The organism is Pseudomonas sp. NPDC087615 (assembly GCF_044743445.1).
GTDB lineage: Bacteria > Pseudomonadota > Gammaproteobacteria > Pseudomonadales > Pseudomonadaceae > Aquipseudomonas > Aquipseudomonas baetica_A.
The window spans coordinates 2,596-13,347 of record NZ_JBIUWM010000091.1 but is presented as its reverse complement, the minus strand read 5'-3'; the positions used below and the strand labels follow the sequence as shown (position 1 = coordinate 13,347).

Genomic DNA, 10,752 nt, shown 5'->3' with positions numbered 1-10,752 from the left:
AGCGTATTTGGTGCCTTGCCGTTGAACGTCGGCGAGCAGGCGGATGATCGTCGCCTGGTGGAATCCACTCGTGCGTTGTTCAAAACCGGTTTCTTTCAAGATATCCAGCTGGGCCGCGAAGGCAACGTTCTGGTAATCACGGTTGTTGAGCGTCCATCTGTCGCCAGTATCGAGATCGAAGGTAACAAAGCGATCTCTACTGAAGACTTGATGAAAGGCCTCAAGCAATCCGGTCTGGCCGAAGGCGAGATCTTCCAGCGTGCCACCCTCGAAGGTGTCCGTAACGAACTGCAACGCCAGTACGTTGCGCAAGGCCGTTACTCGGCTACCGTCGATACCGAAGTGGTATCGCAGCCGCGTAACCGTGTCGGCCTGAAGGTGAACATCAACGAAGGCACCGTTGCTGCCATTCAGCACATCAACGTGGTAGGCAACACGGTTTTCCCCGAGGAAGACCTGACCGACCTGTTCGAGCTGAAAACCACCAACTGGCTGTCGTTCTTCAAGAACGATGACAAGTATGCCCGTGAAAAGCTGTCTGGTGACCTGGAGCGTCTGCGTTCCTACTACCTGGATCGCGGCTATATCAATATGGATATTGCTTCGACCCAGGTGTCCATCACTCCGGACAAGAAGCATGTCTACATCACGGTCAACGTGACTGAAGGCGAGAAATACACCGTTCGTGACGTCAAACTCAGCGGTGATCTCAAAGTACCTGAAGATCAGATCAAGTCCTTGTTGCTGGTGCAGAAGGGCCAGGTGTTCTCGCGCAAGCTGATGACCACTACTTCTGAACTGATCACGCGTCGTCTGGGTAACGAGGGTTATACCTTCGCCAACGTCAACGGCGTGCCTCAGCCGCACGACGATGATCACACCGTAGACATCCTGTTTGCTGTCGATCCGGGCAAGCGTGCCTACGTCAACCGCATCAACTTCCGTGGCAACACCAAGTCCGAAGATGAAGTGCTGCGTCGCGAAATGCGTCAAATGGAAGGTGGCTGGGCTTCGACCTACCTGATCGACCAATCCAAGACCCGTCTTGAGCGTCTGGGCTTCTTCAAGGAAGTCAACGTCGAAACTCCGGCTGTTCCGGGTGTCGACGACCAGGTTGACGTGAACTACAGCGTTGAAGAGCAGGCTTCCGGTTCGATTACCGCCAGCGTCGGTTTCGCCCAGAGCGCCGGTTTGATCCTCGGTGGTTCGATTACCCAGAACAACTTCCTCGGTACCGGTAACCGCGTCAGCGTCGGTCTGACTCGAAGCGAATACCAGAGCCGCTACAACTTCGGCTACGTTGACCCCTACTGGACCGCCGATGGCGTGAGCCTGGGTTACAACGCGTTCTATCGCACAACCGACTACGCTGAACTCGATGCCGATATTTCTAGCTATTCCGTAGACAGCTTGGGTGCGGGTGTTAACGTTGGTTACCCGATCAGCGAGACTTCGCGACTGACCTTCGGTCTGTCTGCCCAGCAAGACAAGATCAAGACCGGCAAATACACCGTTGACGAGATTTTCGACTTCGTTAACAAGGAAGGCGACAACTACCTGAACTTCAAGGCGTCGGCCGGCTGGTCCGAGTCGACCCTGAACAAAGGTGTACTGCCAACCCGTGGCCGTTCCCAGAGCCTGACCCTGGAAACCACCATTCCGGGCAGCGACCTTGCATTCTACAAGCTTGACTACCGTGGTCAGCTGTTCCAGCCGATCAGCGAAAACTACACTTTGCGTCTGCACACCGAACTGGGTTATGGCGACGGTTATGGTTCCACAGATGGCTTGCCGTTCTATGAAAACTACTATGCTGGTGGTTTCAACTCAGTTCGTGGCTTCAAGGACAGCACCCTCGGCCCGCGTAGTACACCAAGTTCGGGTAACAACCCGGGTACTGCGAAAGATCCGGACCAAGACCCGCTGCCGTTCGGTGGCAATGTCTTGATCCAGGGTGGTGTGGAGGTTCTGTTCCCGCTGCCATTCGTCAAGGATCAGCGTTCCCTGCGTACTTCGGTATTCTGGGACGTGGGTAACGTTTTCGATTCGCAGTGCAAGGACACCACCAACGCAAACGGCACTTCGTCTAACACCAAGTGCAACGACATCAGTCTGAGCAACATGGCCAGTTCCGTCGGTGTTGGCGTGACCTGGGTTACCGCGCTGGGTCCTCTGAGTTTTGCTCTGGCCATGCCGGTCAAAAAACCGGATAACGCTGAAACTCAAGTGTTCCAATTCTCCCTCGGCCAGACGTTCTAAGCGTCTGACCCAAGATAACGACAATGGATTTTGTAGGAGTGCATCGTGCGTAAGTTGACTCAATTGGTTCTCCTGGCCTCCGTACTGGTGGCAGGCCCGGCATTCGCCGACATGAAAATTGCCGTTCTGAACTATCAGATGGCCTTGCTGGAATCGGACGCGGCCAAGAAATACGCTGTCGATGCGGAGAAGAAGTTCGGTCCTCAACTGACCAAGCTGAAAACTCTGGAAAGCAGCGCCAAGGGCATTCAGGATCGTCTGATGGCCGGTGGCGACAAGATGCAGCAGGGCGAGCGTGAGCGTCTGGAGCTGGAATTCAAGCAAAAGGCCCGTGATTTCCAGTTCCAGTCCAAGGAACTGAACGAAGCCAAAGCTGTTGCTGACCGCGAAATGCTCAAGCAACTGAAGCCGAAACTGGATAGCGCAGTGGAAGGCGTCATCAAGAAAGGTGGTTTTGACTTGGTGTTCGAGCGTGGCGCAGTGATCGATGTCAAGCCTCAGTACGACATCACGCGCCAGGTTATCGAGCGCATGAATCAGCTGAAGTAACCCATGACCGTGACTATCAAGCTCGGCCAGTTGGCCGAGTTCCTCGGCGCCACTCTGCGTGGCGATCCGGAGAAGCAAATTACTGGGCTAGCCACTTTGCAAGAGGCTGGCCCAGCTCAGTTGAGCTTTCTGGCAAATCCTCAATATCGAAAATACCTGGCGGGTTCTCAGGCAGCAGCCTTGTTGCTCAAAGAAGCCGACGCAGAAGGTTTTGCCGGTAATGCAGTGGTGGTGCCAGATCCTTATCTGGCTTATGCACGTATCTCTCACTTGTTCGATCCCAAACCGAAAGCTACCGCGGGTATCCATCCCTCGGCAGTCATCGCTGACGACGCTGTGGTTGATCCAACCGCCAGCATCGGTCCCTTCGTGGTGATTGAGGCGGGTGCACGGATTGGTGCGCGAGTCACGCTGGGCGCCCATTGCGTCGTCGGTGCCCGCAGTGAAATCGGCGAGGGCGGTTGGCTCGCTCCGCGTGTCACGCTGTATCACGATGTGCACATCGGCAAGCGTGTGGTTATCCAGTCCGGTGCCGTGCTCGGTGGTGAAGGCTTCGGCTTCGCCAATGAGAAAGGTATCTGGCAGAAAATTGCCCAGATCGGTGGTGTGACCATCGGCGACGATGTGGAGATCGGCGTGAATACCGCCATCGACCGCGGCGCGTTGGCCGATACCGTGATCGGCAATGGCGTGAAACTCGACAACCAGATCCAGATTGCCCACAACGTCCAGGTCGGTGATCACACTGCCATGGCCGCGTGCGTCGGGATCTCCGGCAGCACCAAAATCGGCAAGCACTGCATGCTGGCCGGGGGTGTCGGTCTGGTCGGCCACATTGATATTTGTGACAACGTTTTCCTGACCGGGATGACCATGGTGACGCACTCGATTACCGAGCCAGGCGCCTATTCTTCCGGCACAGCCATGCAACCGGCTGCCGAATGGCGCAAAAGTGCGGCACGCATCCGTCAGCTCGATGACATCGCGCGACGTTTTAAACAGCTGGAAAAGCGCGTAGGGGAAGTGACCCCTGACGGCAATGCTTCATCAGATGGCTGATACCATTTCCATATCAAGTGTGCACAGCCTCTAGACTGCCTCCTTGATTTGCTAGAGGAGTGCGCGTCAGTCGCGCTCCCAATCTTTACATAGGCTTCCCCCCGAAATGATGGACATCAACGAGATTCGCGAATACCTGCCTCACCGTTACCCGTTCCTGCTGGTGGACCGGGTGGTGGATCTGGACACTGAAGGCAAGCGCATTCGCGCCTACAAGAATGTCAGCATCAATGAACCTTTCTTCAATGGTCACTTCCCGGCGCATCCAATCATGCCAGGCGTGCTGATCATCGAAGCGATGGCTCAGGCTGCCGGGATCCTCGGTTTCAAAATGCTCGACGTCAAACCGGCGGACGGTACCCTTTATTACTTCGTTGGTTCCGACAAGCTGCGTTTCCGCCAGCCGGTCAAGCCTGGCGACCAGTTGATCCTTGAAGCCACGTTCATTAGCTGTAAACGCAAGATCTGGAAGTTTGAATGCCAGGCTTCGGTCGATGGCAAGCCGGTCTGCTCGGCCGAGATCATCTGCGCGGAACAAAAGGTATGAGTTTGATTGACCCTCGCGCAATCATCGATCCGTCGGCCGTTCTGGCAGACGGCGTCGAGGTCGGCCCTTGGTCGATCATCGGCGCAGGTGTGGAAATCGGCGAGGGTACCGTGATCGGGCCGCATGTGATCCTCAAAGGCCCGACACGCATCGGCAAGCACAATCGCATCTACCAGTTTTCCTCGGTAGGCGAAGACACGCCCGATCTGAAGTACAAAGGTGAAGAGACCCGGCTGGTGATAGGTGACCACAACGTCATCCGCGAAGGCGTGACGATTCACCGTGGCACCGTGCAGGACCGTTCGGAAACCACGCTGGGCGATCATAACCTGATCATGGCCTATGCCCACATCGGTCACGACAGTGTCATCGGCAATAACTGCATCCTGGTCAACAACACGGCATTGGCCGGCCATGTGCATGTTGACGACTGGGCGATCCTCTCCGGGTTCACCCTGGTTCACCAGTATTGCCACATTGGCGCCCACAGCTTTTCAGGCATGGGTACTGCGATCGGTAAAGACGTTCCGGCGTTTGTCACCGTGTTTGGCAACCCGGCCGAGGCGCGCAGCATGAACTTCGAAGGCATGCGCCGTCGAGGTTTCAGCGAAGACGCTATTCACGCATTGCGTCGCGCCTATAAGACCGTTTATCGCCAAGGGCTGACAGTCGAGCAGGCACTGGCTCAACTGGCCGAGCCTGCTGCCCAGTTCCCGGAAGTCGCGGTGTTTCGCGATTCCATCCAGTCGTCGACACGCGGCATCACCCGCTGATCATGGCCAATTTGCGTATTGCGCTGGTGGCGGGTGAGGCTTCCGGTGATATTTTGGGCGCCGGCCTCATGCGTGCCCTCAAGGCACAGCATCCGTCGGTCGAGTTCATCGGCGTCGGCGGTCCGTTGATGCAAGCGGAAGGCCTGACTTCATACTTCCCCATGGAGCGGTTGTCGGTCATGGGGCTGGTTGAGGTCCTCGGTCGTTTGCGCGAGTTGCTCAAGCGTCGCAAAGCGCTGATTGCCACGCTGATTGCCGAAAAACCGGACGCGTTCATCGGTATCGACGCGCCCGACTTCAACCTCAATATCGAACTCAAGCTGCGTCAGGCCGGGATCAAAACCGTGCATTACGTCAGTCCGTCGGTCTGGGCGTGGCGGCAGAAGCGCGTGCTGAAGATTCGCGAAGGTTGCGATTTGATGCTCACGCTTTTCCCGTTCGAAGCCAGATTCTACGAAGAGAAAGGCGTGCCGGTGCGCTTCGTCGGTCACTCGCTGGCCGATGCCATTCCGCTGGAGGCTGATCGTGCGGCTGCGCGTGCCGAGTTGGGATTGCCTGATGGGCCGCTGATCGCGCTGATGCCTGGTAGTCGTGGCGGTGAGGTCGGTCGCCTCGGCGCACTGTTCCTCGATACCGCCCAGCGCCTGCGCGCGATGCGTCCGGGTGTGCGCTTTGTCATGCCGTGCGCCAGCCCGGAGCGCCGTTCGCAGCTTGAAGAACTGCTCGCCGGCCGCGATTTGCCGGTGACCTTGCTCGATGGCAAGTCTCATCTGGCCTTGGCTGCCTGTAACGCCGTATTGATCGCCTCCGGTACGGCAACCCTCGAAGCGCTGCTGTACAAGAGGCCGATGGTGGTCGCCTATCGTCTGGCGCCGCTGACGTTCTGGATTCTGAAACGCATGGTCAAGAGCCCGTATGTATCGCTGCCAAATCTGTTGGCCCAGCGTCTGCTGGTTCCGGAGTTGTTGCAGGATGATGCAACTGTCGAGGCGCTTGCCCAGACCCTGTCGCCCTTGATCGAGGGCGGTGAAGAGCAGACTCGCGGCTTCGACGAGATTCACCGCACGCTGCGTCTGGATGCATCCAATCAGGCGGCGCATGCCGTCCTTAACCTGATCGGTCAATCACGATGAGCAAGACAAGCATGCAAATGGGCCTGGATTTCACTTTGGTCGCCGAAGTTGAAGCGCTGGTCGCCGGCGTCGATGAAGTCGGTCGCGGCCCGTTGTGCGGTGCAGTGGTGACGGCGGCGGTGATTCTCGATCCGAACCGCCCTATCGTCGGGCTCAACGACTCGAAGAAACTCACCGAAGCCAAGCGCGAAAAGCTTTACGACGAGATCATCGAAAAGTCGCTGAGCTGGTGCATCGCTCGCGCCGAGGTCGAAGAAATCGACGAATTGAATATTTTGCACGCGACCATGCTGGCCATGCAGCGCGCCGTGGCCGGGCTGCACATCCAGCCGAAACTGGCGATGATTGATGGCAACCGCTGCCCGAAACTGCCGATGCGCTCCGAAGCGGTTGTGAAGGGCGATAGCAAGGTGCCTGCCATTGCTGCGGCATCGATTCTGGCCAAGGTCAGTCGTGACCGCGAAATGGCTGCGTTCGAACTGATTTACCCGGGTTATGGCATTGGCGGCCACAAAGGCTATCCGACGCCCGTTCATCTGGAAGCGTTGGCCCGGCTCGGGCCGACCCCGATTCACCGGCGCTCGTTCGCCCCGGTGCGCCAGGCTTATGAGGCACTGGAAGGTCTGAAGCAGGTTTAGTCGCAAGGCTGATGTTTTGTTCGAGGCCCGGTACAATCCGGGCCTTGTTGTCTCTATGTAACTGGACAGGATCACTATGCCGGCTTCATTCGTTCACCTACGCCTGCACACTGAGTACTCCCTGGTCGATGGGCTGGTGCGGATCAAGCCACTGGTCAAGGCCCTGACTGGCATGAACATGCCGGCCGTCGCGGTCACCGATCAGAACAACATGTGTTCCTTGGTCAAATTCTATAAAAACACCATGGGCGCAGGGATCAAGCCGATCTGCGGCGCTGATCTGTGGCTGTCGAACAAGGATCCTGATGCGCCGCTGAGCCGGATCAGCCTGTTGGTCATGAACGCCAAGGGCTATCGCAATCTCACCGAGCTGATTTCCCGTGGCTTCATCGAGGGGCAGCGCAATGGCATGATCATCGTCGAGCGCGAGTGGGTCGCCGAGGCCAACGAAGGCCTGATCATGCTGTCTGCCGCCAAAGAAGGCGAGATCGGCATGGCCCTCATCGGCGGTAACCCGGCTGAAGCTGAGGTTCTGACGCGTGAATGGATGGCGGTGTTTCCGGATCGTTTCTATCTGGAAATCCAGCGGACCAACCGTCCCAACGATGAAGAGCAACTGCATGGTGCTGTGGCCTTGGCCGACAAGCTGGGCGCGCCACTGGTGGCGAGCAACGATGTGCGTTTCATCAAGCAGGAAGACTTCGCCGCCCACGAAACCCGCGTTTGCATCGGTGAGGGCCGCGCCCTCGACGATCCGCGGCGTTCGAAGAATTACAGCGATCAGCAATATCTCAAAAGTGCGGAGGAAATGGCCGAGCTGTTCAGTGACATTCCCGATGCCATCGAAAACACCGTCGAGATCGCCAAGCGCTGCAACATCGATGTGAAACTGGGTACGCACTTCCTGCCCAACTTCCCGATTCCCGATGGCATGACCATCGATGAGTATTTCCGCAAGGTGTCCTTCGACGGTCTGGAGGAGCGGCTGTCGGTTCTGCTGCCCAAAGACACCACCGAAGACTACGAAGCCAAGCGTCAGGTGTACGTCGACCGCTTGAATTTCGAACTGGATATCATCATCCAGATGGGCTTCCCCGGTTATTTCCTGATCGTGATGGACTTTATCCAGTGGGCCAAGAGCAACGGCGTACCGGTAGGGCCTGGCCGTGGGTCGGGTGCCGGATCGCTGGTGGCCTATGTGCAGAAAATCACCGACCTCGACCCGCTGGAATACGACCTGCTGTTCGAACGTTTCCTTAACCCGGAACGGGTATCGATGCCCGACTTCGACGTCGACTTCTGCATGGACGGTCGTGATCGGGTCATCGACTACGTGGCCGAGAAATACGGGCGCAACGCGGTAAGCCAGATCATCACCTTCGGTTCCATGGCGGCAAAAGCTGTGGTGCGTGACGTGGCGCGGGTGCAGGGCAAGTCCTACGGCCTGGCGGATCGTCTGTCGAAGATGATTCCGTTTGAAGTCGGCATGACGCTGGAAAAAGCCTACGAGCAGGAAGAAATCCTGCGCGACTTCATCAAGGTCGATGAAGAGGCCGCAGAAATCTGGGAGATGGCGCGCAAGCTCGAAGGCGTTGTGCGTAACGTCGGCAAGCACGCTGGTGGTGTGGTTATCGCGCCGACCAAACTGACCGATTTCTCGCCGATCTATTGTGACGAGGCCGGTGACGGTCTGGTAACCCAGTTCGACAAGGACGATGTTGAGGCGGCCGGTCTGGTGAAGTTCGACTTCCTTGGTCTGCGGACGTTGACGGTTATTGACTGGGCGCTAAAGACCATCAACCGTGACCGCGCCAAGGTCGACGAGCCGCCGCTGGATATCGCGTTCATCCCGCTGGACGACAAACCGACCTACCAGTTGCTGCAAAAAGCTGAAACCACAGCGGTGTTCCAGCTTGAATCCCGAGGCATGAAAGAGCTGATCAAAAAGCTCAAGCCCGACTGCCTGGAAGACTTGATCGCACTGGTGGCGTTGTTCCGTCCGGGCCCGCTGCAGTCCGGCATGGTGGATGACTTCATCAACCGTAAGCACGGTCGCGCCGAACTGGCGTACCCGCACTCGGACTACCAGTACGAGGGCCTCAAGCCAGTATTGGCACCGACTTACGGCATCATCCTGTATCAGGAACAGGTGATGCAGATTGCCCAGGTCATGGCCGGTTACACCCTCGGCGGTGCGGACATGCTGCGTCGGGCGATGGGTAAGAAAAAACCCGAAGAGATGGCCAAACAGCGCGGCGGTTTCATTGAAGGTTGCAAGACCAACAATATCGACGCCGACCTCGCCGGTAACATTTTCGACCTGGTGGAAAAATTCGCCGGTTACGGCTTCAACAAGTCTCACTCCGCCGCTTACGGTCTGGTTTCGTATCAGACTGCCTGGCTGAAAACCCATTACCCGGCGCCGTTCATGGCTGCGGTACTGTCGGCGGATATGCACAACACCGACAAGGTCGTGACCTTGATCGAAGAAATTCGCACGATGAAGCTGCGTCTCGACGCGCCGGACGTGAATAATTCGGAGTTCAAGTTCACGGTGAACGACGATGGCCGCATTGTGTATGGCCTCGGCGCGATCAAAGGTGTCGGTGAAGGCCCGGTAGAAGCAATCACTGAGGCGCGTCAGGAAGGCCCGTTCAAGGATCTGTTCGATTTCTGCGCCCGTGTCGACCTCAAGCGCATCAACAAGCGCACGCTCGACGGTTTGATTCGCAGCGGTGCGCTGGATCGTCTGGGGCCTTATTTTCACGACGAACAAAAGGCTTATCAGGCCAATATCGACCGTAACCGCGCTGTGTTGCTGGCCGCGATGGAAGAGGCGATCAAGGCTGCCGAGCAAACCGCGCGCACCCACGACAGTGGCCACGCCGACCTGTTTGGCGGGCTGTTCGTCGAGGAAGATGCCGACGTTTATGCCAGTCATCGCAAAGCCAAGGAGCTGACCCTCAAGGAACGCCTCAAGGGTGAAAAAGACACCCTGGGCCTGTACCTGACCGGTCACCCGATTGACGAATACGAAGGTGAGATCCGCCGTTTCGCCCGTCAGCGCATCATCGACCTGAAACCGGCGCGCGATACGCAAACCGTGGCCGGGATGATCATTGCCCTGCGGGTAATGAAGAACAAAAAGGGCGACAAGATGGGCTTCATCACCCTCGATGACCGCTCCGGGCGGATCGAAGCGTCGCTGTTTGCCGAAGCGTTCCATTCCGCGCAGTCGCTGTTGCAGACCGACGCGATGGTGGTGGTTGAAGGCGAGGTCAGCAACGATGACTTCTCCGGCGGCCTGCGCCTGCGGGTCAAGCGCGTGATGAGCATGGAAGATGCGCGCACCAACCTTGCCGAAAGCCTGCGCCTGAAGCTGCAAACTCAGGACCTGAAAGGCGATCAGCTACGCTGGTTGGGTGATTTGCTCAAGCGTCATCGCGGGGCGTGTCCGATCACCATGGAGTACACCAGCCCCGATGCGAAGACCTTGCTGCAGTTTGGCGAGACCTGGCGGATTGACCCGGCGGATGCGTTGATTCAAGCCCTGCGTGACCAGTTCGGGCGAGACAACGTCTTCCTCCAATACCGTTGACCGGCAGGTGCCATCATTGCGCGTGCCCGAAACCTGAATTTTTAATCTCGACCTTAGCGCGCCTCTCCCTTAAGGTAGGGCGCGAATAGACAACCGGCCGACCCAAGCTCATTTGGGATACGACCCAAGACGGACGCCTATGAACCCGAATTTTCTAGATTTCGAACAGCCGATCGCCGACCTGCAAGCCAAGATC

General features: G+C 57.5%; 8 protein-coding genes. All 8 read left to right on the top strand.

Annotation, left to right across the window (positions count from 1 at the left end):
* A partial coding sequence (gene bamA, locus ACIOU6_RS26645; RefSeq protein WP_401139636.1) for an outer membrane protein assembly factor BamA occupies positions 1-2,259 on the top strand: 2,259 nt, incomplete at its 5' end.
* A 45-nt stretch (positions 2,260-2,304) separates the two neighbouring features.
* Positions 2,305-2,808, top strand: a complete 504-nt coding sequence (locus tag ACIOU6_RS26640) for an OmpH family outer membrane protein (RefSeq protein WP_221732449.1) — start codon at positions 2,305-2,307, stop codon at positions 2,806-2,808.
* A 3-nt stretch (positions 2,809-2,811) separates the two neighbouring features.
* Positions 2,812-3,867 carry a UDP-3-O-(3-hydroxymyristoyl)glucosamine N-acyltransferase gene (gene lpxD / locus ACIOU6_RS26635; RefSeq protein WP_401139633.1) on the top strand — a complete coding sequence of 352 codons (1,056 nt, stop codon included), beginning with the start codon at positions 2,812-2,814 and terminating at the stop codon, positions 3,865-3,867.
* Between the two features lie 106 nt (positions 3,868-3,973).
* Positions 3,974-4,414, top strand: a complete 441-nt coding sequence (fabZ, locus tag ACIOU6_RS26630) for a 3-hydroxyacyl-ACP dehydratase FabZ (RefSeq protein ID WP_042557884.1) — start codon at positions 3,974-3,976, stop codon at positions 4,412-4,414.
* Positions 4,411-5,187 carry an acyl-ACP--UDP-N-acetylglucosamine O-acyltransferase gene (gene lpxA / locus ACIOU6_RS26625; protein WP_401139629.1) on the top strand — a complete coding sequence of 259 codons (777 nt, stop codon included), beginning with the start codon at positions 4,411-4,413 and terminating at the stop codon, positions 5,185-5,187. The genes fabZ and lpxA overlap by 4 nt, the downstream gene beginning before the upstream one ends.
* A 2-nt stretch (positions 5,188-5,189) precedes the next feature.
* Positions 5,190-6,320 (top strand): lipid-A-disaccharide synthase, encoded by a 1,131-nt coding sequence (lpxB, locus tag ACIOU6_RS26620; RefSeq protein WP_401139626.1) that lies wholly within the window; start codon positions 5,190-5,192, stop codon positions 6,318-6,320.
* A gap of 11 nt (positions 6,321-6,331) precedes the next feature.
* Entirely contained in the window at positions 6,332-6,958 is a 627-nt protein-coding gene (gene rnhB, locus ACIOU6_RS26615; protein WP_401139638.1) for a ribonuclease HII, read from the top strand.
* A gap of 76 nt (positions 6,959-7,034) precedes the next feature.
* On the top strand, positions 7,035-10,556 hold the full coding sequence (gene dnaE / locus ACIOU6_RS26610; protein ID WP_221732453.1) for a DNA polymerase III subunit alpha: 3,522 nt from the start codon (positions 7,035-7,037) through the stop codon (positions 10,554-10,556).
* The last annotated feature ends 196 nt before the right edge of the window (positions 10,557-10,752 follow it).

Excerpts from the sequence above, each read along its gene's own strand:
- lpxD (WP_401139633.1), top strand. The coding sequence starts at position 2,812 with ATGACCGTGACTATCAAGCTCGGCCAGTTGGCCGAGTTCCTCGGCGCC.
- fabZ (WP_042557884.1), top strand. The coding sequence starts at position 3,974 with ATGATGGACATCAACGAGATTCGCGAATACCTGCCTCACCGTTACCCG.
- lpxA (WP_401139629.1), top strand. The coding sequence starts at position 4,411 with ATGAGTTTGATTGACCCTCGCGCAATCATCGATCCGTCGGCCGTTCTG.
- lpxB (WP_401139626.1), top strand. The coding sequence starts at position 5,190 with ATGGCCAATTTGCGTATTGCGCTGGTGGCGGGTGAGGCTTCCGGTGAT.
- rnhB (WP_401139638.1), top strand. The coding sequence starts at position 6,332 with ATGCAAATGGGCCTGGATTTCACTTTGGTCGCCGAAGTTGAAGCGCTG.
- dnaE (WP_221732453.1), top strand. The coding sequence starts at position 7,035 with ATGCCGGCTTCATTCGTTCACCTACGCCTGCACACTGAGTACTCCCTG.